General features: G+C 69.3%; 15 protein-coding genes, 2 tRNA genes and 1 pseudogene. 10 read left to right on the forward strand and 8 right to left on the reverse strand.

Annotation, left to right across the window (positions count from 1 at the left end; all coding sequences use genetic code 11):
• Positions 1–626: 626 nt before the first annotated feature.
• Positions 627–2,078, reverse strand: coding sequence for a DUF1254 domain-containing protein (locus ABLE88_RS22160; RefSeq protein ID WP_348833995.1), 1,452 nt, complete (start codon positions 2,076–2,078; stop codon positions 627–629).
• A 302-nt stretch (positions 2,079–2,380) separates the two neighbouring features.
• On the opposite strand from ABLE88_RS22160, the gene ABLE88_RS22165 reads away from it, so the two are divergent.
• Entirely contained in the window at positions 2,381–2,548 is a 168-nt protein-coding gene (locus ABLE88_RS22165) for a hypothetical protein (protein ID WP_348833996.1), read from the forward strand.
• Positions 2,549–2,798: 250 nt separating this feature from the next.
• Here the strand turns inward: ABLE88_RS22165 and ABLE88_RS22170 are convergent.
• Positions 2,799–2,872 (reverse strand) — tRNA-Gln (locus ABLE88_RS22170).
• Between the two features lie 237 nt (positions 2,873–3,109).
• Between ABLE88_RS22170 and ABLE88_RS22175 the strand changes: the two genes are divergently transcribed.
• Positions 3,110–3,316 (forward strand): DUF1127 domain-containing protein, encoded by a 207-nt coding sequence (locus tag ABLE88_RS22175; protein WP_348833997.1) that lies wholly within the window; start codon positions 3,110–3,112, stop codon positions 3,314–3,316.
• A 355-nt stretch (positions 3,317–3,671) separates the two neighbouring features.
• On the opposite strand, the gene pbpC is transcribed toward ABLE88_RS22175, so the two are convergent.
• The 3 genes from pbpC to ABLE88_RS22190 all read right to left on the reverse strand — a co-directional run bounded on the left by pbpC (position 3,672) and on the right by ABLE88_RS22190 (position 11,825).
• Positions 3,672–5,816 (reverse strand): penicillin-binding protein 1C, encoded by a 2,145-nt coding sequence (gene pbpC, locus ABLE88_RS22180; RefSeq protein WP_348833998.1) that lies wholly within the window; start codon positions 5,814–5,816, stop codon positions 3,672–3,674.
• Positions 5,813–11,089, reverse strand: a complete 5,277-nt coding sequence (locus ABLE88_RS22185; RefSeq protein WP_348834000.1) for an alpha-2-macroglobulin — start codon at positions 11,087–11,089, stop codon at positions 5,813–5,815. The genes pbpC and ABLE88_RS22185 overlap by 4 nt, the downstream gene beginning before the upstream one ends.
• Before the next feature lie 82 nt (positions 11,090–11,171).
• The gene (locus ABLE88_RS22190) at positions 11,172–11,825 is read right to left on the reverse strand and encodes a glycosyltransferase (protein WP_348834001.1); all 654 of its coding nucleotides are present in this window, start codon (positions 11,823–11,825) and stop codon (positions 11,172–11,174) included.
• Positions 11,826–12,232: 407 nt separating this feature from the next.
• Here ABLE88_RS22190 and ABLE88_RS22195 point away from each other — a divergent pair, with 407 nt between their 5' ends.
• On the forward strand, positions 12,233–12,493 hold the full coding sequence (locus ABLE88_RS22195; protein ID WP_348834002.1) for a hypothetical protein: 261 nt from the start codon (positions 12,233–12,235) through the stop codon (positions 12,491–12,493).
• Between the two features lie 407 nt (positions 12,494–12,900).
• Here the strand turns inward: ABLE88_RS22195 and ABLE88_RS22200 are convergent, their stop codons facing one another.
• Positions 12,901–13,281 carry a tautomerase family protein gene (locus ABLE88_RS22200; RefSeq protein WP_348834003.1) on the reverse strand — a complete coding sequence of 127 codons (381 nt, stop codon included), beginning with the start codon at positions 13,279–13,281 and terminating at the stop codon, positions 12,901–12,903.
• A gap of 93 nt (positions 13,282–13,374) precedes the next feature.
• On the opposite strand from ABLE88_RS22200, the gene ABLE88_RS22205 reads away from it, so the two are divergent.
• The 6 genes from ABLE88_RS22205 to ABLE88_RS22230 all read left to right on the forward strand — a co-directional run bounded on the left by ABLE88_RS22205 (position 13,375) and on the right by ABLE88_RS22230 (position 19,749).
• The gene (locus ABLE88_RS22205) at positions 13,375–14,232 is read left to right on the forward strand and encodes a LysR family transcriptional regulator (RefSeq protein WP_348834005.1); all 858 of its coding nucleotides are present in this window, start codon (positions 13,375–13,377) and stop codon (positions 14,230–14,232) included.
• Positions 14,233–14,567: 335 nt separating this feature from the next.
• Positions 14,568–16,166 (forward strand): 2-isopropylmalate synthase, encoded by a 1,599-nt coding sequence (locus ABLE88_RS22210; RefSeq protein WP_348834006.1) that lies wholly within the window; start codon positions 14,568–14,570, stop codon positions 16,164–16,166.
• Between the two features lie 293 nt (positions 16,167–16,459).
• Positions 16,460–17,431, forward strand: coding sequence for a tripartite tricarboxylate transporter substrate-binding protein (locus tag ABLE88_RS22215; RefSeq protein WP_348834008.1), 972 nt, complete (start codon positions 16,460–16,462; stop codon positions 17,429–17,431).
• A 140-nt stretch (positions 17,432–17,571) separates the two neighbouring features.
• Positions 17,572–18,033 carry a tripartite tricarboxylate transporter TctB family protein gene (locus ABLE88_RS22220; RefSeq protein ID WP_348834009.1) on the forward strand — a complete coding sequence of 154 codons (462 nt, stop codon included), beginning with the start codon at positions 17,572–17,574 and terminating at the stop codon, positions 18,031–18,033.
• Between the two features lie 9 nt (positions 18,034–18,042).
• Positions 18,043–19,542 (forward strand): tripartite tricarboxylate transporter permease, encoded by a 1,500-nt coding sequence (locus ABLE88_RS22225; protein ID WP_348834010.1) that lies wholly within the window; start codon positions 18,043–18,045, stop codon positions 19,540–19,542.
• A gap of 131 nt (positions 19,543–19,673) precedes the next feature.
• A tRNA-Lys gene (locus ABLE88_RS22230) sits at positions 19,674–19,749 on the forward strand.
• 146 nt (positions 19,750–19,895) lie between these two features.
• Here ABLE88_RS22230 and ABLE88_RS22235 read toward each other — a convergent pair.
• Together ABLE88_RS22235 and ABLE88_RS22240 are read right to left on the reverse strand one after the other, a co-directional pair.
• Positions 19,896–20,081 (reverse strand): annotated as a pseudogene (locus ABLE88_RS22235) (integrase core domain-containing protein); the annotation flags it as partial.
• Positions 20,082–20,231: 150 nt separating this feature from the next.
• Entirely contained in the window at positions 20,232–22,319 is a 2,088-nt protein-coding gene (locus ABLE88_RS22240) for a putative bifunctional diguanylate cyclase/phosphodiesterase (RefSeq protein ID WP_348834011.1), read from the reverse strand.
• Between the two features lie 364 nt (positions 22,320–22,683).
• Between ABLE88_RS22240 and ABLE88_RS22245 the strand changes: the two genes are divergently transcribed.
• Positions 22,684–23,052, forward strand: a complete 369-nt coding sequence (locus tag ABLE88_RS22245) for a response regulator (protein ID WP_348834012.1) — start codon at positions 22,684–22,686, stop codon at positions 23,050–23,052.
• Positions 23,053–23,065: the final 13 nt, after the last annotated feature.

Below are 23,065 nucleotides of genomic sequence, written 5' to 3' on the forward strand. Positions count from 1 at the left end.
CGATCGGCTGCACAACCCCGACCAGCTCCGCCGATCGACCGTTGCTCAACCGGCGCACCAGCGCCAAACTCACCCGAGGACTCTGGCCTCAGCTGGATGAGAGACGGGGGGCACCGCAGATGTCCTGGTCGATGTCGAGTTCGACATGACCTTGACCGGATTTTCCCTGGCCGAAGTGGATCTCACCCTGGACTAGGCCCGTGAGGCCTCGGTCGAGGAGCGAGGTGACGCGGACAAGGTTCCGCAGGTCCCCGTCCATGCAGTGACCCGTTCGGGAGACTTGTGGGTGTTGGGGCGCCATCGCCTGCTCTGCGGTGATGCCCGCTCCAGGACTGGGCGGACCGGATCGAACCGGCGTCGTGACGGCGGCGGACACGGGTGGGGTGAGGAGGGTGCACGGACCACGAAGGGCAATCAGCGCCAGAAACGGACGCGGTCACTGTCCTCCACAGCGGACATCCGCGATCGGCGGAGATCCATCCTCACCATAGGCTAGGCAGGAGACTGCGGTCTCCCTGCCGGTTAGCATGCAGCTCGGAGAAGCAGGCATGTCACCCATCGGAGCGCGGGGGCCGGTGACTCTGGTGTTGGCGCGAATGGCCACGCCGACACCAGAAGTCTTTTGCTCAAGCTTTCATGACCGGCGGCGGCCCCCAGGAACCGTTGAGGATGGAAGGCGGCGTCTTGTTCGGCCAATACATGCGTAAGGTCAGCGCGAAGGGCGCGGCCGGAGCGGGCAGCCAGTTCTGCTCCTTGTCCTTGCCCGGGGATTCGTGCTGGAAATAGAGCGTCAGCGAACCGTCCTCGTTGTAGACGAACATGTTGCGCGTGCTGACGGTCAGTTTGTTGAGCTTGTTGGGGTAGAACCACAGGCCGTTGTCGATCTGATACATGGTGATCGACCAGAAGCCCTGGTCGTTGATCGGCGGCATCTCGCCCTTCTTGAAGGTGAGCGTGTAGTTGTTCTTGCCGTCGAGCTTTCCGCCCGCGCCATCCAAATAGGTCGTCGGATAGACCGACACTTGGATCTGCTGCGACGGCCAGCCATTGGAGGCCCATGCGGCGCGGGTCAGATAGTCGGTGCCGTAGATGGCGCCGGTGGTGGTGACCCGCCAGCCGCTCACGTCCTTGCCGAGCGTCGCCCAGGTCTCGTTCAGCTTGTCGGTGACGCGCTGCGGCAAGTCCTTGAGCGCAGCACGGATGGCGGGATCGAGCGATGAGAGCTTGAAGGGCTGGCCCGGGACGATGCCGATCTTCGCCATCTTCTCGAGCATCGGGGCATCTTCGGCGGGCGGCACGGCGACGGTGCCCATCAGCCGCGTCATCCAGTCGAAATAGCCCTCGACCCCAAGCGCCAGAATGACCTTTTGCGGCGCCTCATCCATCTTGATGCCCGCATCCACAATCGGCGGGGCGACAAATGTGTAGTCCTTGCCATACGAGGACAGCGGCACGACCTTGTACTGGTCCTGCAGCTTGTGGACGATGGCGAGATCCTCTGGCGTGTCGAGCGCATAGGTCCGTCCCAGCACGCCGAGATAGCGGGTCGGATAGGCGATGTGGATCATGCCCTTGGGCACCTCGCCCTTCCAGCCGGGGCCGGTGAAGAGATAGGTGGCGGCCGCCGTTCCGGTGGTGTTGGTGCCCACCGCGTGCTCCACCACCATCCACAGGTCGATCAGCTCGAAGTTGAAGAAGCGATCCTTGATCTCGGGATGGCTGAAGACCATGGGCTCCTTCAGGTCGAGCCACGCCATGGAATAAAGCGTGTCCGCATTGGTGGCCGAGACGCCGCGATAGGTAGCCGGTGGATAGCCCCGCACATTGAAGAAGGAGCCCAGCGGCCCGCTCATCAGCCCGGCCTTGGCCACATTGCTCATTTGCAGGCGGGTGACGTCGGTGGTCACCAGTGAGTAGCCATAGATGTAGGCATCCATGGCGATCTGCCGCGCCTCCTCGGCGCTGATGCCGGCCGCGCGCGCAAAAGCGGGCGCGAGGGTGGATGCGGGCACCACAGCGGCGGCCAAGGAGCCGGCGGCCGTGGTGGTCAAGAAGGCGCGACGAGAAAGCGCATTCATTGCAAGATGTTCTTTCATATGGCCTCTCCTGAGCTGCTTGATGAGGCTGGCCGGGCTCCGCGCGCGGGGACGTAGAACAAAAAGGGCCAAGGCCTGACGATGCGGCGCGGTTCAGGGGCACGGCCGAGCCCGCACACCACTATCAGTTCCGGCAACACGAAGGACATCTCGGTCGTCGTCGCCCACCAGCCGGTTCTGACAGCGAAGGCCGTGGTCATCGATAATCCCTGCCTCTATTATGTCGGGTGGCGGAGCTGCTCGACGGCGCTGCCACCATCGATGACATCGCGAGCCGGGAAGGGATGGGAGATCGCAATGTGCGCAGGCTCCTGACGCTGGCCTGCCTCTCGCCCAAGCTCATCAAGGCCGTCGCCGATGGTAACGCGCCTGCCGACCTGACGGCCACCACCCTGACCGCGGCGCTGCCCCACGACTGGGCCACCCAGGAGCAGCGCATCCTGGGCGCCTGATCCGCCATCTTTCCTATCAACACAACGCGCTTCGAGACCTGCCCGTGGGTCCGCGGGCCTCTGTCTCAAAGCCCAACGGCGATGCGGCCGGAAATTGGAAAGGCCGGCCTCAGACGGACGGAGATACCCGCCCCAGGACTCGCCCAAGACCACCTGCAGGAGGTCTGCGGTCGCGCCAACGCCCGGCTAACCCACGACAGTGTCGCAGGAATCACCGGAAGCGCCAAAATCTCTGGGAAAGGAAACTGATTGGCTGGGGGACTAGGATTCGAACCTAGATTAACGGAGTCAGAGTCCGCTGTTCTACCGTTGAACTATCCCCCACCGGTCCGCCTGTGGCGCGGGCGGCGGCGCGGCGCGCAGGCGGCGCGCGCCCCGTCCAGCGCGGGCAGGCGCGCTCTATACGCAATTCGCCGCCGCCGGTCCAGAGCCAAATCGCGCCCCGGCCGGCGCCTCCCCTCCGGCTTCTGGTATACGGCATTCGCATTGGTGCCATGCACAATCGGCCATGTTGCAGCGCACCCGACCGTCTTATATTCGCTCCATCGAATGGAGAGAACAATGACCACGATCACTGCCAACGGCCTGCGCGACAGCGGCTTTTTCGGGCGTTTCGCCGCGGCCGTGTCCGACTTCTTCGCGGCTGTCGCCGAGGCGCGCCGCATGGCTGACCGTTATGACCATCTGAGCCGCCTCAGCAACAGCGAGCTCGCCCAGATGGGCCTCGTCCGCGAGGACATCCCCCAGGTGGTGGCCCGCATCCGCTGATCTGGAAGGGCCTGAGGCGCCCTGCTTCGCCCGCGGACCGCATTCGGCCGGCGGGGATAAAGCGGGGATAGACGAGGGTCCGAACAGTCCGGCAAGGCACCGGCCGGCGCACGTCGCCGACCGGCCCGAGGCCGGATGGACCAGGCGGGAAGATGCGTCTCTTGCGGCGCTGATTCCGCCGCTTCCTCCTGGGCTGTGACGCATATTACCGCGTCTGCGCGCCGGTTCCCGTGCCGCGCGGCACGCGCGCCGCAAATACCGGGTCCCGACGACCCGCTTTTCTCCCGACCCCCCTCCCGGGGCCTCCAGACCGCCCGCCGCATCGGCGTGGCGGTTTTTTTTTTGCGCCGGCCGCTCAGTCGACGCGGACCGTGGCGCTGGCGGCGTGGCCGGCGGCATCGATCACGGTGAGCCGCACGAAGCCGCGGCCAAGCGGGGTCCAGAACAGGGTCCGCCGGTCGTCGGAGCGGGCGACCGGCCGGCCGTCCGCCAGCACGGTCAAAGGCAGGACGCCGCCCTCCACCTTGATGGCGAGCCCGGCGCCCTCGTCCGAAGCCCCCTCCCCATCGCCGCCGGTCTCGAGGCGCGCGCCGTCGGGCGGATAGACGAGCGCGAATCGCTCGGCCGAGGGGTCGGCGCCGAAGCGGCGCTGCGGCAGCGGCAGGCGGGCGTTCACCGCCGCGACCGCGCCCTTGGGCGCGGCCTCGAGCGGCGCCGGGGTGCGCACGATGCGGGCGAAGGCGTCGAACAGCAGCGGCGCGGCGGCGCTGCGCCCGGTGAGGTCGGCCACCGGCCGCCCGTCGGGCCGGCCGACCCACACCGCCACCGTACGCCGGCCGTCGAAGCCCACCGCCCAGGCGTCGCGATAGCCGTAGGAGGTGCCGGTCTTGAAGGCGATGCGCCCGCCGAGCGCGTTGTCGGGCGCCGGCGTGCCCAACAGGCTGCTCGCCACGTACCAGGCCGCCACCTCCCCCACCAGCGCGCGCGGCGGCCGCACCGGCGTGGCCGCATCGCCCGCGGCGCGCAGCTTCAGCGGCAAGGCCTGTCCGCCGTGCGCCAGCGCCGCATAGAGCATGGCAAGGTCGGTGAGGCGGATGCCGACGCCGCCGAGCCCCATGGGCAGGCTCGGGGCGGCGCCCTCGGGCAGCTCCAGCCGCGCCCCCGTCTCCTTGATGCGGGTGGCGAGCCGCTGCGGCCCCACCGCCTCCAGGAGGCGCACCGCCGGCACGTTGAGCGACAGCTGCAGCGCCTTCCGGACCGGCAGCACCCCCTGATAGGACAGGTCGAAATTCTCCGGCCGCCAGGTGCCGAAGCGCACCGGCGCGTCCTCGATCAGCGTCTCGGGATGGGCGATGCCGTCGTCGAAGGCGAGCGCGTAGATGAAGGGCTTCAGCGTCGAGCCGGGCGAGCGCACCGCGCGGGCGAGGTCCACCGCGCCGGCGCGGCTCGCATCGGCAAAGTCGGCGCCACCCACATAGACGCGCACCTCGGAACTGGCATTGTCCACCACCAGCAAAGCGGCGGAGAGGCCGCGCCCCAGCGCCGCCGTGCGCTCGCGCACCAGGTCCTCGAGCCGCGCCTGGAGGTCGCGCTCGAGCGTCAGCGCGTGGCGCCGCAAGGCCGGGCGCTCGGCCACCATCTGCTCGGCGAGGTGCGGCGCCCGCTGCGGCAGCGGCAGGCGGGCGCGCGGCACCGGCTCCAGCTTGGCGAGGCGCACCTCGTCGGCCTTCAGCGCCCCCTGGGCGGAAAGGCGATCCAGCACCCGGTCGCGGGCCGCCCTCGCGGCGTCGGGATTGCGGTCCGGCCGGCGCGCCTCGGGCGCCTGGGGCAGCGCCACCAGAAGCGCCGCCTCGCCCAAGGTGAGACGGCGCGGCTCCTTGCCGAAATAGGTGAGCGCGGCCGCCCGCACGCCCTCGATGTTGCCGCCATAGGGCGCCAGCGTGAGATAGAGCGCGAGGATCTCGTCCTTGGTCCGATGGCGCTCGATGGCGATCGCCCGCGCCACCTGCCGCAGCTTGGCGCCGAGGGTGCGCGGGCGCGGCGGGTCGGAGAGGCGCGCCACCTGCATGGTGAGCGTCGAGCCGCCCGAGACCACCCGCCCGGCGCCGAGCGCCTGCAGCGCGGCGCGCGCCAAAGCGCGCGGGTCCGCCCCGCCATGGTCGCGGAAGCGCTTGTCCTCGTAAGCGAACAGCATGGCGAGGAAGCGCGGGTCCACGTCCTTGGCGCGGGCCTCGAGGCGCCAGCGCCCGTCCTTGAGCGCGAACGGACGCAGCAACGCGCCGGCGCGGTCCACCACCTCGGGCGAGACCTCGGGATCGGCCGGCGGGGCGCCGTGCCCCAGCCCGGCGAGGCCCGCATAGGCCCCGCCCGTCAGGCCGGCCGCGACGATCGCCGCCCAGCCGGCGGCGCGCACGGCGCGGCGCGGATGGGGCCCAATGCGGGGCGCGACCCGGCCCGCTCCGGGCGCGGCCGGCTCGCCTGCCGGAAGCTCCTCGCTCATCGGGCGGGCGCGACCTCCATGGTGCCGGCGGCGGTGCGGGCGAAGCGGTCGGGACGGTACATGTCCTCGATCACCGCCGGGGGGTGGGCGTAGCGGCCGGGGGCCACCGCGCGCACCATGTAGGCGACGACGAACGGGCCGTCGTCCTCCTGCCGGGTGACGGAGGCCACGAAGCGGTCGTCGCGGAATTCGAGGTGCCCCGCCTCGCTGGTCTCGCCGAGCCAGGCGAAGGCGTCGGACTGGCCGGAGAGCAGGTTCGGGTTCTCGATCTCGAAGCCGGCCGGCAGATAGTCCACCAGCAGCACGTCGGCGAGCACCGTGTCGTCCTCCTTGGCCTTCAGCACCACCACGAAGCGCTGGTTCTGGGTCGCCTTGGCGGGGTCGGCGGGCTTGCCGTCCGGGGTGTAGTAGCGCCGCTCCAGAGCGAAGCCGTGGGCGGCGGGCGGCTCGGGCGCGGCGGGGGCGCCGTTGACCGAGACCACCACCTTCACCGGCTCCGGCCCGGCATTGCGCAGGGTCAGCGCGCCGCGCTCCAGCTCCTCGCGGGAAAGGGTGCGCCCGTAGGGCCCGCGCCGGGCGACCCCGTTGGCCTCGATCACCATGCCGGAGGCGCTGGCGGCGAGCGTGCGCGCCGCCAGCAGCAGCCAGGCATTCTCCTGGGTGGAGGTGCGGGTGGTGAGGGTGCGGGCGACATCGACGCGGTTCAGGGCCACCTCGGCGAGCTTCGGCAGGTCGGCCTCCCGCGCCAGCACGGTGAGCGCGGCGGCGTCGCGCAAAGCCGAGCCGAAATCGGCGCGGCCGGGCTCGGGCGCGGCGGCGGCCGCCGGCAGGCCGTCGAGCGCCACCTTGAACGCGCGCTCGGCGCGGGCGCGGTCGCCAAGCAGAGCGAGCGCGGCGCCCACCTGCCCCTGGGCCAGCGGCGAGGAGAGGTCGCCGAGCTTGGTGTCGGCGATGTAGCGCAGGTCGCCGAGCGGCGCGCGGCCGTTGCGGGCCAGCACGTAGAGCGCATAAGCGAGGCCCTCGCTCGGGCTGTCGAGCTGCGCGCCGGAGAGGTTGACGATGTTGCGCAGCCGGTCGAGGGCCAGGCGGAAGGCGATGTCGGGCACGGCAAAGCCCTTCTCCCGCGCGCGGCCGAGGAAGTCGGCCACATAGGCGTCGAGCCAGGTGTCCTCGCCGCCCGGCGCCCACAGGCCGAAGGAGCCGCTCGAATCCTGGCGCGCGAGCACGCGGGCGACGGCCTCGCCGATGCGTCCGTCGGCGCCCGGGTCCTGGTCCTTGCCGGTGAGCTGGGCGAGCTCGTTGAAATAGAGCAGCGGCAGGGCCCGGCTGGTGATCTGCTCGGAGCAGCCATAGGGGTAGCGGTCGAGCGCCGAGAGCAAGGCCGGCACGTCGATGGTGGAGACCGGCGCGGCGCTCACCGCCACCGATCCGGTGCCGGGCACGAGGTCCTGCACCAGAGCGGAATTGAGGGTGAGGCTCTCGCCGGGGGCGAGGGTGCGCACCGTGCGCCGCTCGATCTCGGGATAGGCCGGGCGCACGTTCACCGCATAAATGCGGCGGATCTCCACCCCCTGGCCGACGAGGCGCACCGCCACCTCGCCCGCCCCCACCGCCTTGCCCTCCACCGGCAGGCGCACCGACTGGCGCTCGCCGGCGGCGAGCTTCAGCGCCGGGCCGGGCACCGGGGTCGCCACCGCGCCGGAGCCGGTGACCTCCAGGCGGTAGTCGCCCGCCGGGGCCGCGATGTTGGTCACGTCGAGATGGATCGAGCCGCGGTCGCCATTGGCGAGGAAGCGCGGCAGAGTGGGCAGGACCACCACCTTGTCGCGCACCAAGACGTCGCGCGTCGCGTGGCCGAGCTTGCCGGCGCTCCAGGCGATCGCCATGAGGCGGGCGGTGCCGTCGAAGGCGGGGATCGGGAAGGAGATGCGCGCCTTGCCGTCCGGCCCCACGCTGACGAGGCCGGAGAACAGGGCCAGCGGCGGCTGGGTGGGCGGGCTCGCGAGCGCGTGCTCCTCGCCGCCGTCGCCGCCGGAGCGCAGGCGCCCGGCATTGGCGCGCATGCCGTCGATCAGCGCGCCGTAGAGGTCGCGGATCTCGGGCGCGAGCCGGCGCTGGCCGAGGATGGCGGCGTCGGGGTTCGGCGGCTTGAAATTGGTGAGGTTGAGGATGCCCACGTCCACCGCGGCGAGCGTCACATAGGCCTGCTCGCCGGGGGCGAGGCCGGTGATCGCGAGCGGGATGTCGAGCGCGGTCTCCGGGCGGACCTCGGCCGGACCGCCCAGCTCCACGCCCAGGGTGCGGGCGGCGCGGTCGACCGAGAACCAGCCGAGGCCGATGGCGCGGCCCGGCATGCGGCCCGCCGCCACGTCCAGCGGGCGGTGATAGAAGGCGACCACATAGGCGCCCGGCGTCCAGCCCGGCTCCACCTTGAAGCTCACCTTGTTGGCGCCCTTCTCGACCTTGAGCGCGCGGGTCGCCAGCACGCCTTCGTTCATGACCATCACCGTGGCGGCGCCGGGGGCGCGGGCGGTGAGGGTGGCCTCCAGCGTGTCGCCGGCGGCGTAGGCGTCGGCGCCCAGCGTCAGTTCCAGGCGGTCGGGGGTGTCGGCGCTGACGCCGCCGCCGTATCCGGCCTCGAACGGCAGGGAGGTGAGCGGCAGGCCCGGACCGGTGACGTCGAGCCGGTAGCGGCCGAAATCGGTGGGCAGCTGGAGCCGCGCCGGCGCGTCCGCCGCCACGTCGAGGCGGCCCTCGCCGACCCGGGTGACGATCTTCACCGGCTCGTACTGCCAGGCGCCGTCCACCTTGTACCACTGGTAGCGGGTCTCCAGGCGCGACAGGCGCCAGGTGAGGCCGGTCGCGGCGCGCGGCTTGTCGTCGGCGCCGGCGACCACCACCTCGAACGGCGCCGGCTCGCCCTCGCGCACGCGGGCGTCGAACAGCGGCTTGACGCCGATCTGGCTGCCGGCGGGGGCGACCGGAATGGTGAGCGTGCGCTGCACCGCGCGCCCGCCGGCCTCGACGAGGCGCACGATGGCTTCGATCTCCAGCGGCCGGTCGGTGCGCGGCAGGGTGCCGGCGGCGATGCGCAGGCTGGCGCGGCCGTTGGCGTCGGTGCGCGGGGCGTCGGCGGCCGGGTTGCGGTCCGCCAGCACCTCGTCGTCGGCATTGCCGAACTGGAAGCCGGGGAACGCCTTGCGCCCGCCGGGGGCGAGGCGCAGCTCGCTCTCCGCCTCCACGTCGAGGGCGGCGGCGGGGGCGCCGAACAGATAGCGCCCGTTCAGCAGCACCTCCACCGACCCGGCGCGCGGCACGGCGGTGGCGGCGGTGGAGAGCTCGAACTCCACCCGATCGGGCACATAGTCTTCCAGCAGGAAGGTGGCCTCGCCGATCGGCGCCGCCTTCGGATCGCTGAACGCCTTGATGCGCCAGGTGCCGGTCATGGCGCCCTTGAGCAAAGGCAGATCGAGCACGCGCCCGCCCGCGCCGGCGTCCTCCGAGACGAGGCGGCGGTCCTCCACCCCGTCCGGGCGCTGGAGGATGAGGGTGAGGGGCAGACCGGGGGCGGCGTTGCCCTTGGCGTCGCGCAGCAGCGCCGTGAGGTGGACGCTCTCGCCCGAGCGGTAGACGCCGCGCTCGGTGGCGAGGAAGGCGTCGAGCGGCCCCGGCGCCTCGCGCCCGGCGACGCCGCGGTCGGTGAGGTCGAAGCCCTGGTCCTTGAGCGACAGGAAGGCGTAGTCGCCGGCCGGCGTCTTGGCCACCACCACGTCCGGCTCGAGCCCCGCCGGGCCCTTGGCGAGGCCGGGGTCGAAGCGCGCCAGGCCATTGGCGTCGGTGGCGCGGGTGCCGAGCACCTCGTTGGACTTGGCGACGAGGCGCACCTCGGCCCCCGCCACCGGCTCGGCGCTGCCGAGCGAGCGCACCATCACGTGCACCCCGTCGCGGGCGGAGACCGCGGTGAGGCCGAGATCGGAGACGATGAACCACTGGGTGGCGAGCGTCTCGTAGTCGTCGTCGCCGCCGCGCGGGGCGGGGTCGGGCGCGGCGGTCATCACATAGACGCCGCTCTCAAGCTTGCCGAGCGCCTCGGTCACCGGGATCGCGGTGGTGACCTCGGCGTTGAGCGGGCTGTCCACCTCCAGGACGCCGTCGAACACCGGGATCGCCGCGCCCTCCTTGAGGCGCTCGCGCACATAGGCCTCGAGCCCCTGGCGGAACTCGCCGTCGAGCGCGGTGGGCACGAGGCCGCGGTCGCCGATGCGCAGGATCGCGACCTTCACCGCCTTGGTGTTCACGGTGGTGACCGGGATGCCCTTCTGGCCGATGCTGGGCAGCACGTAATTGCGGCCGGCGAAGCGCGCCGCCGGCCGCCGGTCGCGCACATAGATCGACAGCTCGGCCCCCTTGCGGGTGGTCTCGCCATTGGCGGCGGCGATGCCCGGGCGCACGCGCACCTCGTAGTGCTCGCCGTGCCTCAAGCCCTCGACGCACAGCTGGCGCTCCTCGGCGGTGACGGCGGGCTTATCCATGCCCTCCACCTGGACGAAGGCGGCAAGATCGACGCCGGGCTTCATGTCCTCGGAGAATTGCGCGCACACGCGCGGCACCGCCAAATCCGCCTCGATGGTGTAGTCGAGCATGCGGAATCCGTGCTCGTCCTTCATCTTCTCGAAGAAGGCGCGGTCGGCCGCGGTCTCGTTGAGATCGAGCGCCGCCTTCATGGTGTCGATGGCGGCGCGCCAGGTGCCGCGGCCGGCATAGATGCGGGCGATGAAGGACAGCGCCTCGCTCTCCTGCACCGCGGTGCGGGCGCGGCGGTAGGAGATGTAGGCGGCGGCGAGCGCGTCGTCGGCGAGCTGGAAGGCGTTCTCCTTCTCGCTCGGCTTGATGGCGGCGAGCGCGCGGGCGAGCCGCATCCAGGCCAGCGCGTCGTCCGGGCTGTTCACCACCACCACGCCGTAGAGCTGGGCGGCGGCGCGCGCGTCGTTGCGCTGGAAGGCCACGTCGGCGTCGCGGCGGATCTTGTCGAGCGGCTGGGTCAGGGGGGCGGTGGCGCGCCTGAGAACGCGCTCGTAGCGGCGCGCATTGGCGGAGAGGTCGGGGCGCTGGAAGGTCTTCGCCGAGGCCGGCCGCGGCGCCGGCGCGGCGGCGGGCGGCGCCTCCGGCCGCGCGGGGGGCCGCGGCGGCGGGGTCTGGGCCAGAGCGGCGGCGGATGCGACGATCAGGGTGAACGCAAGACCTACGCGAACGAGCCGACGCCCCAGATCCATGGACCCCTCCCTCGGCGCTCCGCCGCGGGCTCATTGAGGCCCATGGCTGCGACACCGCCAAGACCATATCCAACTCTGGGGCTTAATTGGGGTGGAATGCGCGCCCGTCCGCGCGCCCATTGCGCCCCGGCTCCGGCGCGCTGTCCTCCCCCGCGCCGTCGGTGAGCAGGATGCGCGCGCGCAGCAGGTGGATGCCGCGCCGGCCGATGCGGGCGATCAGGCGCTGCTCGGCCTTGACCCCGGAGGGGTGGCCGCCGAGCCGGTCATAGTGCCGGCGCGAGATGATGAGCCCCTGCCCCGGCTTCGGCAGGCCGAGCAGGGCGAGCCGCGCCGCCGCCACCGCCTCGCCGAGGCGCGGGCCGAAGCCGTACCCGTCCACCGCCAGCCGGAAGGTGGCGGCGATCCGCTCCGCCTGGCCGCGCCGCTCGGCGGTCTCGATGAAATGGGCCACCTCGCGCGCCCAGCCCTCCTCCAGGAACGAGCGGTCGGTGAGGAACATGAGCCAGCGCCCGCGCGAGGCCGCCGCGCCCTGGCGCAGCCTGACGCCCACGTCGCCCACCGAATGGAGGAAGGCGCAGCCGGCGGCATCGGCGATGGTGGCGGTGGCGTCGGTGGAATCGCTGTCCACGAGCGTCACGTCGCGCAGCACCCCGGCGGTCACGCCCTGGACCAGAGCGGAGAGCACGGGCACCAGACGGCGCTCGGAATCGTGGGTGGGAATGACGACGGACAGCAAGGACGGCGGCTCCTCTTGGAAGCAAGCTATACCGCCGGTTTGCGGGATCGTCGATGGCTGTGTGCGCTGCACTGAAAACGGTTGCGCGGCCGCCGCGGCGCGGTCGCCGCGCGAGCCGGGACGGCTGGAGCGCGCACCGGCCGTGGCGGCGGCACAGCGGGCGCGTTCCCCGGCCGAGCGGCGGCGACGCTTCAGCGCCGAGGACGACGCCGTTGGTCCGGACCGGTGCCGTGCGCGCGGCCGTCCCGGCTGCCCCGCCGCGCTCCCCGTCGCGGCCGGCCGTCGACCATGATATGCAGAATGCCACGAACAATCCCGGCGCCGCCGCCGCGCCGGGTGGGGATGGCCGCTGCGCATCGGCACGCGGCGGGCACGCGCGAAACCCGGGCGGCACGGAATCGGGCGGCATGGATTTCGAGAGCTGGGACAAGGACGCGGCGGGCCGGCTGAAGGTGTGGCCGCTCCAGGCCTTCACCACCGCCATCTTCGACGGCAGGATGGGCGCGGTGCGCCTCGAGGTGGGCCGGCCCAAGCCCGGCCTTCCGACCCCCGCGGTCCAGGTCTCCGCCCCGGTGGACCTGCTGCGCGCCCTCGCCGCCGCGCTCACCGAGGTGGCCGACGCCATCGAGCAGAAGGCGCCGGCCGGCGAAGCGGGCGCGCCGAACTGAGGCGCGGGGGCGGGGACGCCCCCGCGGAAGGGCGAGACGGGGAAGGCGAGCCGGGAAGGACCCGGGGCCGGGACTTCGAGGCCAGCCCTCACCGTCCCCTTGCGCGCGGATCGTCGCGGATGATCCGCTCATTGATCTCGCGCTCGACCTGATCGCACCATCGGCACGCGGGGTATTCCGCCGTCGCGCGGGCGGCACCGGCACGATGCCGGCCCGCGATCGCCCGCAGCAGCCGGCCGACAAGCCGTGTGGCTCGCAAGTGTCGCACCTTTGCAGGCCTCTCTGGTCCCCGTGGGGCATCTGGAATGGGGGCGGTTGCGCCGGGCGGCGGCGTCGATCGTTGCCGACGCCCGATCCCCCCGGCCCCCGGCCCCCGGCGCGGGATTCTGACCCGGGGTCAGGCTGCCTCACGCATATTGGGCGAGGCCGTTGCCGAGCGACCAGTTCTCGCGCGCGCCCTCGATCAGGTTCACGAACAGGTCCTCGGGCCGGATGCCGGGATTCTCGCCGAGCAGCGCCGCGATCCTCCCGTACAGGGCCTTCTTCTGCTCCACCGTGCGGGTGTTCATGGCGCTGATCTGGATCAGCACCAGATCGTCGCTGCGGGCGATGCCGAGATAGGACGCGCCATAGCGGAAGTCGGCCCCGTCGTGCTGCGTGATGGTCATGAACTGGTCGTCTTCGGGCACGTTGAACGTCTCGCGCATGGCGCGATAGAGCCCGTCGAAGATCGCTTGACGGTAGGTTTCCGGCTTACCTGAGCGAAGAGAGATGTGAACGAGCGGCATGGCGGGTCCTCCTGCGTGTGCCGGCAGGAAGGTAGGCGCCGCCAAATCATTTTGATATGCTATCACTGCTAATATCAATGATAACGTGCCAAAATGACATCTCCCCCCCTGGATCTGGATGCGGTCCTGGCTTTCGTGCGCATCGCCGAGCTCGGCAGCTTCACCCGCGCGGCCGAGGCCATGCAGACGACGCAGGCCGCGGTGAGCCTGAAGTTGAAGCGGCTGGAGCAGCGGCTCGGCTGCCGGCTTGTGGAGCGGACGCCGCGCCACGTGCAGCTTTCGGCGCGGGGAGAGGCCTTTCTCGACCACGCGCGCGGGCTGCTGGAGGCGAACGACCGGGCCCTGGCCCTCTTCGCCGCGGCGCGCCAGCGCCTCACCATCGGCATCAGCGACCATGTGGCGGGGCCCGAGCTTCCCGCCTTGATCGCGCGCATGAACGCGCAGGACCCGCAATTGCTGATCGAAATCCGCATCGGCTCGTCGGGCGACCTGCTCCAGAGCTTCGACCGGCGGGAGCTCGACACGGTGATCGTGCGCCTGCGCGCCGGGCGCGCCGACGGGGAATGCCTCGCCGAGGAGAAATTCGGCTGGTTCGCGGCGCCCGCCTGGCAGCATCGGGCGGGCGAGCCCCTGCCCCTTGCCACCATGGCGGAGCCCTGCGGCGTGCGCGCGCTGGCCGGGCGTCTGCTTGACGCCGCAGGGGTGCCCTGGACGGAGGTTTTCGTCGGCGGCGGCGTGACGGCGGTCGCCGCCGCCGTCACGGCGGGGCTCGGCGTGGCGGCGCTGGCACCGCGCATGCTGCCGTTCGGGGCCGTCGACGTGGGCCGCAGGCTCGGGCTGCCGGACCTGCCACGCCTGCCGGTGCTGCTTCACTCGCGGGTCGTGGAGGCGCGGCCGCGCGCCGCGCTGGCCGCGCTCGCCGCGGCCTATCGGAGCGCCGTGCGCGGCTGACGCGGCCGCACGCCCCTTGCGCTTCGGCCAGGCCTCCGGTAAGAGCGGCATTCCACGCATCTGAGCGAAGAGTAGAGCGCCCCCGTGTCGTCCCGCAGGACCAGCACCGCCGCTTCTGCCCCCCGGACCGATCGGTTTCCGGGCAACGCTCTGATTCTGCGCGCGCTTCTGCTCCTTAGCCGCCCCTGAGGGCCGGCCGGGCTGCGCGCCTGGGCACTCAGGGGACCTGATCGCCGCCCGGGACGACCCCGGCGACCCCATTCGGCTTATGATCCGGCCCTGATGCGCTCCGACACCGATCGGGCGCCCCGCCGGACCCCAGAAGGACCGCAGCGATGACCGCGACCACACCTCCCACCGTATCGACCGCGCCCGCGTCTGCCGCCCCCCGCTCCCACAAGGACCGGGTCATCATCTTCGACACCACCCTGCGCGACGGCGAGCAGTGCCCCGGCGCCTCCATGAGCTTCGAGGAGAAGCTGGAGGTGGCCGAACTGCTCGACGAGATGGGCGTCGACGTGATCGAGGCCGGCTTCCCCATCGCCTCCATCGGCGATTTCGAGAGCGTGGCCGAGATCGCGCGGCGCACCAAGCGCGCCACCATTGCCGGGCTCGCCCGCGCCATTCCGGCCGATATCGCCCGCGCCGGCGAAGCGGTGCGTCACGCCCGCCACGGCCGCATCCATACCTTCGTGTCGACCTCGCCGATCCACCTCGAGCACCAGATGCGCAAGTCGCAGGAAGAGGTGCTGGAGATCATCGCCGCCACCGTCACCCAGGCCCGCAACCTCGCGGAGGACGTGGAGTGGTCGGGCATGGATGCGACGCGCACCCCCCTCGACTATCTCGCCCGCTGCGTGGAGACGGCGATCAAGTGCGGCGCCACCACCATCAACCTGCCGGACACGGTGGGCTATGCGACGCCCGAGGAATACCGCCACATGTTCCGCACCATGCGCGAGACCGTGCCGAACGCGGACAAGGCGATCTTCTCCGTCCACTGCCACAACGACCTCGGCCTCGCGGTGGCGAACTCGCTGGCGGGCCTGGAAGGCGGCGCGCGGCAGATCGAATGCACCATCAACGGCATCGGCGAGCGCGCCGGCAATGCGGCGCTGGAAGAGGTGGTGATGGCGCTCTCGGTGCGGCGGGACGTGCTGCCCTACACGATCGGCGTCAACAGCCGGATGCTGACCCGCGCCTCCAAGCTGGTGTCGGCGGTGACCTCCTTCCCGGTGCAGTACAACAAGGCCATCGTCGGTCGGAACGCGTTCGCCCACGAGAGCGGCATCCACCAGGACGGCATGCTCAAGCACAATGAGACCTACGAGATCATGACGCCGGAGAGCGTCGGCGTGTCGAAGACCTCGCTGGTGATGGGCAAGCACTCCGGCCGCGCCGCCTTCCGCGACAAGCTGAAGTCCATGGGCTACGAGCTGGGCGAGAATGCCTTGAACGACGCCTTCACCCGCTTCAAGGACCTCGCCGACCGCAAGAAGGTGGTCTATGACGAGGACATCGAGGCGCTGGTGGACCAGGGCATCGCCGCCGCCCACGACCGCATCCGGCTGGTCTCGCTCTCGGTCATCGCCGGCACCCGCGGACCGCAGCGCGCCACCATGAAGCTCGAGGTGGACGGCCACGTTCTGACCGAGGAGGCCGAGGGCAACGGCCCGGTGGACGCCACCTTCAACGCCATCAAGGCGCTGGTGCCCCACACCGTGAAGCTCGACCTCTACCAGGTGCACGCCGTGACCGAGGGCACGGACGCGCAGGCCGAGGTCTCGGTGCGGCTCGAGGAGAACGGCAAGGCGGTGACCGCCCGCGCCGCCGATCCCGACACGCTGGTGGCCTCCGCCCAGGCCTACATCACCGCCCTCAACAAGCTCCAGGTGAAGCGCCAGTCGGTCAACCCGCAGAGCGCAGCCGGCTGAGGACGCGCGGGCGGGCGGGGCGGCCTGCGCCGCCCGCCCGCCCCCGCGCTTTCCCCGCGACCGCCGGCGCGGGCCTGGCGATATACCCAATCCCTTGAAGAAAAACCGGTCTTCGCCCGGGCGCTACACGCCACAGTGGCGTTCCGGCGCGGATTCTTCTGCTCGGCCCCGAATGTTGCATCGCAAAACATCCGGCGCGCGGCGGCGCAAGACTTGACGCTCGCCGCAGGGCGCTCTTCAAAGGCTGGAGCCGGCGACGGCCAAAACGCTCCAGGGGAGTTGAGGAGGACATCATGCGCATCGTCAATGCGGCGCTCGCACTCGTTGCGGCGGTCGGGCTTTCGACCGCGGCCGCCGCCCAGACCTTTCCGAACCGGCCCGTCACCTTGGTCGTGCCCTTCTCGGCGGGCGGCCCCACCGACACGGTGGCGCGCCTGATCGCGGAGAGCATGTCGCGCTCGCTCGGCCAGCAGGTGGTGGTGGAGAATGTGGGCGGCGCCGGCGGCACCCGCGCCGCGGGCCAGGTGGCCAAGGCGGCGCCCGACGGCTACACGCTGCTGATCCACCATATCGGCCAGGCGACGTCGGCGACGCTCTACCGCAAGCTGCCCTACAAGCCCGGCAGCGACTTCGCGGAGGTCGGCCTCGTCACCGCCGTGCCCATGACCATCATCGCCAAGAGCAGCCTCGAGCCCAAGACCTTCAAGGAGCTGGTGGCGTTCGTGAAGGCGAACAAGGACAAGGTCACCTACGGCAATGCCGGCGTCGGCTCGGCCTCGCACCTGTGCGGCATGCTGTTCATGTCCAAGCTCGGCACGCAGATGACCACCGTGCCCTATCCCGGCACGGGCCCGGCGATGAACGACCTGATCGGCGGCCAGATCGACCTGCTCTGCGACCAGACCACCAACACCACCGGCCAGATCAAGGGCGGCAAGGTGAAGGCCTATGCGGTGACCACCAAGGAGCGCGTGAAGTCGCTGGCGGACATTCCCACCGCCGCCGAGGGCGGCCTGCCGGTCGAGGTGGCCGTGTGGCACGGCATCTACGCGCCCAAGGGCACGCCGAAGGACGTGGTCGAGAAGCTGAACAAGGCGATCGACGCCGCCCTCGACGATCCCAAGGTGATCGCCCGCATGGCGGATCTCGGCACCGAGCCGGAGCCGAAGGACCGCCGCAGCCCGGCGGTCCACGAGCAGTTCCTCGCGGACCAGATCGCGCAGTGGAAGCCGATCATCGAGGCCGCCGGCGTCTATGCAGATTAACGCTCAGTCATGCGGCTTCCGGGCTCGCGCTCGGAAGCCGCATTGTTTATGCATGTGATCGTCACGTCGGCGTCACGTCGTGGGCATGGGGCAGGATCGCCCCCAAGATCACAAGAATTACCGGTGGCTGAGGGGAGGCTATGAGTTTCGTCCGCAATCCAAAAGATGTCCTTTCGGGACTTCTGTTCATCGCCCTGGCGGCGCTGTTCGCATGGCAGGCGCTGGACCTGCCGATCGGCACCTCCAACCGCATGGGACCGGGCTATTTCCCCATGGTGCTCTCGGCCGGCCTCGGGGTGCTGGGAATCGTGGTGCTCTTCAACGGCCTGCGCACCCAAGGGGATGCCCCCTCCAGCATCGCCTGGCGCGCCTTGATCATTCTCACCTCGATCATCGTGTTCTTCGGCATCGCCATGCGCCCGCTCGGCTTCATGCCGGCGCTCGCGGTCTCGGTGTTCGTCTCGACCTTGGCGAGCCAGAAGTTCCGCCTGTCGACCGCCATCATCAACACCGTCGTCATGACCGTGTTCTGCTGGGCGGTGTTCATCAAGGGGCTCGGCCTGCCGCTGCCGCTGCTCGGCCCTTGGCTCGGTGGATACTGAGGCGCGACGATGGAACTGCTCAGCAATCTCGAACTCGGGTTCTCGGTCGCGCTGTCGCTGCAGAACCTCATGTACTGCTTCATCGGCGTGCTGCTCGGCACGCTGATCGGCGTGCTGCCGGGCCTCGGCCCGCTCGCCACCATCGCCATGCTGCTGCCCATCACCTTCGGGCTGCCGCCGGTCTCCGCTCTGATCATGCTCGCCGGCATCTATTACGGCGCGCAGTATGGCGGTTCCACCACGGCGATCCTCATCAACCTGCCGGGCGAGTCGTCCTCGGTGGTGACCGCCATCGACGGCCACCAGATGGCCAAGCAGGGCCGCGCCGGCGCCGCGCTCGCCACCGCCGCGCTCGGCTCCTTCTTCGCCGGCACGGTCGCGACCTTCCTCCTGGCGCTGTTCGCGCCGCCGCTCGCCAACCTGGCGCTGCAGTTCGGCCCGGCCGAATACTTCTCGCTGATGGTGCTCGGCCTCATCGCCTCGGTGACGCTCGCCTCCGGCTCCATCGTCAAGGCGCTGGCGATGATCGTGCTCGGCCTGCTGCTCGGCCTGTCGGGCCAGGACATCTACACCGGCACGCCGCGCTTCACCTTCGACGTGCCGGAGCTGGCCGACGGCTTCGACTTCGTCGCCATCGCCATGGGCATGTTCGGCATCGGCGAGATCATCCGCAACCTCGAGGACGAGCACACCCGCTCGCTCGTGGCGGCCAAGGTGAAGTCCCTGATGCTCACCAAGGAGGATTTCAAGGCCATCATCGCGCCGGTGCTCCGCGGCACGATCCTCGGCTCGTTCCTCGGCATCCTGCCGGGCGGCGGGGCGATGCTGTCGTCCTTCGCCTCCTATTCGGTCGAGAAGAAGCTATCGAAGAACCCGCAGGAGTTCGGCCGCGGCGCCATCGCCGGCGTGGCCGGGCCCGAGAGCGCCAACAATGCCGGCGCCCAGACCTCGTTCATCCCCATGCTCACGCTCGGCATCCCGTCGAACCCGGTGATGGCGCTCATGATCGGCGCGCTCATCATCCAGGGCATCACGCCGGGCCCGAACGTGGTGACCGAGAAGCCGGACCTGTTCTGGGGCATCATCGCCTCCATGTGGATCGGCAACGCCATGCTGGTGCTGCTCAATCTGCCGCTGATCGGCGTGTGGGTGAAGCTTCTGACCGTGCCCTACCACCTCTTGTTCCCGGCCATCATCGCCTTCTGCTGCATCGGCGTCTATTCGGTGAACAACAACGCGTTCGACGTCTATTCCATGGCACTGTTCGGGGTGCTGGGCTACGCGCTGGTGAAGCTCGACTGCGAGCCGGCGCCGCTGCTGCTGGGCTTCGTCATCGGCCCGATGCTGGAGGAATATCTGCGCCGCGCCATGCTGATCTCGCGCGGCGACCCCATGGTGTTCGTCACCCGGCCGATCTCCGCCGTGCTGCTGGCGCTGGCCGCCATCGCGCTGGTGACGGTGCTGCTGCCCTCGGTGCAGAAGACCCGCGAGGAAGCCTTCAAGGAATAGCCCCACGCGCCCGCTGCGCCGCGGGCGCGGCGGGCGCATTCCCTTGGACGACGCAAAAAAAAGCGCCTCCGCTCTTGTAAGGGCGGGGGCGTTTTGCTACACGAACGCCTCCTTCCGGGGCCACCCGGAACGGGCGCATAGCTCAGTTGGTAGAGCAGCTGACTCTTAATCAGCGGGTCCTAGGTTCGAGCCCTAGTGCGCCCACCACTAAAATCAACGATATGGGCCGGTTTCACCGTTTCAGTTTCCAGATCTGACACGGTTTTCGAAACGGTTTTGGCTGAAGTTTGCCATTGGGTCGCATTGCCCGCGACCCTCTATGACGTGCTCCCCGTTTTCCTGCCGGTCGTAAGTTAGGCCCGGCAGGGTTTTTGGTCCTCATGGGACCAGCTTGCGAACATCGACGGGGCTAGGCCGCCGAGGCTCGTATGGGGTCGGACGGTGGTGTAGGCGATCCGCCAAGCCTCGATGATCCGCCGGGCCTCGGCAAGCGAGGCGAAGGCGTGCGCATCGAGGCACTCGTCCCGCAGACGGCCGTTGCGCCGCATGGTCCTTCTCCTGATCGAAGGACCCAACTTTTCCGTGGCAGGAACTCAGGGGAGCACGCCTCATGGTCTGGTCCTCTCAATGGACCAGAACGAACTTCAATCTGGATTAGCCTGGAGGGGCAACGTCAGCACCTCAGGATGTCACGGACCATCGCCACGCAAGTACAGCAAGTTTGCGAACTTTTCTGCCGAGACCGGCCGGCTGAACAGGAAGCCCTGGCCTTCCCGGCAATTGATCGCCTTGAGGAAGGCGAGTTGCTCCGCGTCCTCGATTCCTTCGACGATCACGCGCTGCTTAAGGCTGGCGCCCAAGGCGATGATTGCGCTGATGATGATGCAGTTGTCCGCAGAGGTGCGGATCGCCGCTACGAAGGACCGGTCCACCTTGATGATATCTATCGGAAAATTCGTGAGGTAGCTCAAGCTGGAATATCCGGTGCCGAAGTCATCCATGGCGATGACGACGCCCATTTCCTTCAGCTTGTGCAGCGTCATCGCGCTCGATTTGGTTTCGCGCATGAGGACGCTTTCCGTGATCTCGATTTGGAGCATGCGGGAGTCAAGGCCCGTTTCATTCAGAATTTCTTTCACCCGGGGGATGAAATCGTTCTGGGCAAGTTCCAGCGCGGAGACATTCACCGCCATCGATCCGGGATTGCGACCCTGGTCGTGCCATGACTTGGCTTGTGCGCACGCTTCCCGCAACACCCAGCGGCCGATCGACAGGATCAGTCCGCATTCTTCGGCAATGGGTATGAAATCGCCGGGGAGCATCAGTTCTCCGTTGGGATGCTTCCAGCGCAACAGCGCCTCGCAGCCGATGATCTTCCCGGAATTCAGGTCTACTTCCGGTTGGTAGTGCAGAAGGAATTCCTGCCTGACCAGGGCCCCGCGAAGATCCGCCTCGATCGCGCGCCGCGCGTCAACGCGGGCGCGCATGCTGGAACTGAAATATCTGAACGTGTTCCGCCCGCCTTCCTTGGCTTTGTACATCGCCGCATCCGCATTCTTGATCAGCGCTTCCGCGTCATCCACGTCGCGCGGATAACTGCTGATGCCGATGCTGGCGGTGACGATAAGCTCATGTCCGGCGATGGAGTGGGGCTGGCTGACGACGTCGAGGATCTTGCCGGCTACGAGGCCAGCATCCTGCGCATCCGTTTCATCCATGAGCAGGATCAGGAACTCGTCGCCGCCTTGACGGCTGACTGTATCGGAGCGGCGGATGCAGTCGCTCAGGCGCTGCGCGACCGAGACCAGCAGCTTGTCGCCGATCTCGTGGCCGAGAGAATCGTTGATGAGTTTGAAGTTGTCCAGGTCCAGAAACAGCAGGGAGAAGCTCTTCCCGTTGCGCTCGGACCACTTGATTGCCTGCGTGATGCGGTCACTGAGGAGCACGCGGTTCGGCAGGTTGGTCAGGAAATCGTGCTGCGCCAGATAGGCCATCTTCATGGCCATAGCCTTGGCGGCGGTGACATCGTGAACGACGATGACGGCGCCGTTTATGTTGCCGGAAGAGTCCTGGATCGGCGCCGCCGAGTCCTCGATCGCCACTTCACTGCCGTCGCGCTGGATCAGCAGCGTGCCGGCTGTCAGGCCCATGGGCTTATTCTGCTGTAGGACCATGTCGACCGGATTTCGCTTCGGCTCCCGCGTCGTGCTGTTGATGATCTTCATCACCCGGTCGAGCGGCTGGCCCCGCGCCTCGTTCCGCGACCAGCCGGTCATGGATTCCGCGGCAGCGTTTAGGTAGTCCACGTTGCCCGCGAGATCGGTACCGATGACTGCATCGCTGATGGAATTGAGGGTGGTCTCGGCGCGCGCGTTCTCGTTGAGTATTCGTTCCTCCAGCGTCTGTGGCCGCATCACGTTCCGCAGCGACTGCGGCACTATGTAGCTGTCGAAGAAGGGCTTAAGGAAATAGCCGTCGGAGCCGAGCCGCTCGACCTGTCGGGCCAGCGCCTCATCGCCGTCGGCGCACAGTGTCATGATGGGCGTGCGGGGTGCCGAAGAGAACAGGGCGTCGAACGTCGCCTGTCCCTGGCTGTCGGGCAGGCGAAGGTCCACCAGCATCGCGTCGATGCCGCCTTCATTCAAGCGCGCAAGGCCCGAGGCCAGCGTGGTCGCCCAATGGACCGTGAACCGATCTCCATCCGTGCGGTCCAGCGTCCCGCGCAGGGTTTCCGCATCGCCGGCATCCTTGGTGATCAGGAGGATGTTCTGCCGCATGACCATCGATAGCTGGCAACCTACGAACTCCGCTATCTTCGGAAACTACTCATAGTTGGTATCGATCGTGTTGTGCACGTACGGTTCGCCCGATGCGCGTCATGATGCTGATGCTGGAGAGAAACTGAGTAGTTTCCGTCCCGCTCTTTCTTCATTCTAGGGCGTTACCGTGTCGACGGTGCGATGCTCCCCCGCAACGGCATGCCGTGATCGCGCCCTACCGGCGGCGGCGTTCCGCCGTCGGTAGACTTTCGACAGCGCCGCGCTGAGGTTGAGACATGGCGTTCAGGCACAAGCACCCCCCACAGGACATTTGGGCCCGGCCCCGCCGCCGTTGGCCTCCGGTCGGCGCGTGTTCCATGCGATGACGAACGCCCTGCGCATCCTCATTCTGGAAGACGATGCCATAATCGGCATGCACCTTGCCGAACTGCTGGCGGCGATGGGCCATGAAATCTGCGCCATCGAGATCACCGAGGCTGATGCGGTGGCCGCCGCGCGCCACCACCGGCCGGACCTGATGATCGTCGACGCGCGACTCCAGGTCGGCAGCGGCATCTCCGCCGTGGAGTCCATATGTCGGCACAGGTACGTGCCGCATGTCTTCATCACCGGCGACATTGTGGGGGTGAGGGCCACAGTCCCGGCGGCTATCGTGCTGGAGAAGCCGTTCCGGGAGAGCCTCCTCGCCCGCGCCATTCAGCAAGCGGTCTCCGCCACGGCGACCCGTTGAGGCGAATCTGACC

Origin of the sequence: Xanthobacter luteus, assembly GCF_040049235.1 — a bacterium.
Classification (GTDB): domain Bacteria; phylum Pseudomonadota; class Alphaproteobacteria; order Rhizobiales; family Xanthobacteraceae; genus Xanthobacter.

Bases quoted from the DNA above. Each gene is read 5' to 3' on its own strand.
- ABLE88_RS22160 (WP_348833995.1), bottom strand. From the start codon at position 2,078: ATGAATGCGCTTTCTCGTCGCGCCTTCTTGACCACCACGGCCGCCGGC.
- ABLE88_RS22165 (WP_348833996.1), top strand. From the start codon at position 2,381: ATGGGAGATCGCAATGTGCGCAGGCTCCTGACGCTGGCCTGCCTCTCG.
- ABLE88_RS22175 (WP_348833997.1), top strand. From the start codon at position 3,110: ATGACCACGATCACTGCCAACGGCCTGCGCGACAGCGGCTTTTTCGGG.
- pbpC (WP_348833998.1), bottom strand. From the start codon at position 5,816: ATGAGCGAGGAGCTTCCGGCAGGCGAGCCGGCCGCGCCCGGAGCGGGC.
- ABLE88_RS22185 (WP_348834000.1), bottom strand. From the start codon at position 11,089: ATGGATCTGGGGCGTCGGCTCGTTCGCGTAGGTCTTGCGTTCACCCTG.
- ABLE88_RS22195 (WP_348834002.1), top strand. From the start codon at position 12,233: ATGGATTTCGAGAGCTGGGACAAGGACGCGGCGGGCCGGCTGAAGGTG.
- ABLE88_RS22200 (WP_348834003.1), bottom strand. From the start codon at position 13,281: ATGCCGCTCGTTCACATCTCTCTTCGCTCAGGTAAGCCGGAAACCTAC.
- ABLE88_RS22205 (WP_348834005.1), top strand. From the start codon at position 13,375: ATGACATCTCCCCCCCTGGATCTGGATGCGGTCCTGGCTTTCGTGCGC.
- ABLE88_RS22210 (WP_348834006.1), top strand. From the start codon at position 14,568: ATGACCGCGACCACACCTCCCACCGTATCGACCGCGCCCGCGTCTGCC.
- ABLE88_RS22215 (WP_348834008.1), top strand. From the start codon at position 16,460: ATGCGCATCGTCAATGCGGCGCTCGCACTCGTTGCGGCGGTCGGGCTT.
- ABLE88_RS22220 (WP_348834009.1), top strand. From the start codon at position 17,572: ATGAGTTTCGTCCGCAATCCAAAAGATGTCCTTTCGGGACTTCTGTTC.
- ABLE88_RS22225 (WP_348834010.1), top strand. From the start codon at position 18,043: ATGGAACTGCTCAGCAATCTCGAACTCGGGTTCTCGGTCGCGCTGTCG.
- ABLE88_RS22240 (WP_348834011.1), bottom strand. From the start codon at position 22,319: ATGCGGCAGAACATCCTCCTGATCACCAAGGATGCCGGCGATGCGGAA.
- ABLE88_RS22245 (WP_348834012.1), top strand. From the start codon at position 22,684: ATGACGAACGCCCTGCGCATCCTCATTCTGGAAGACGATGCCATAATC.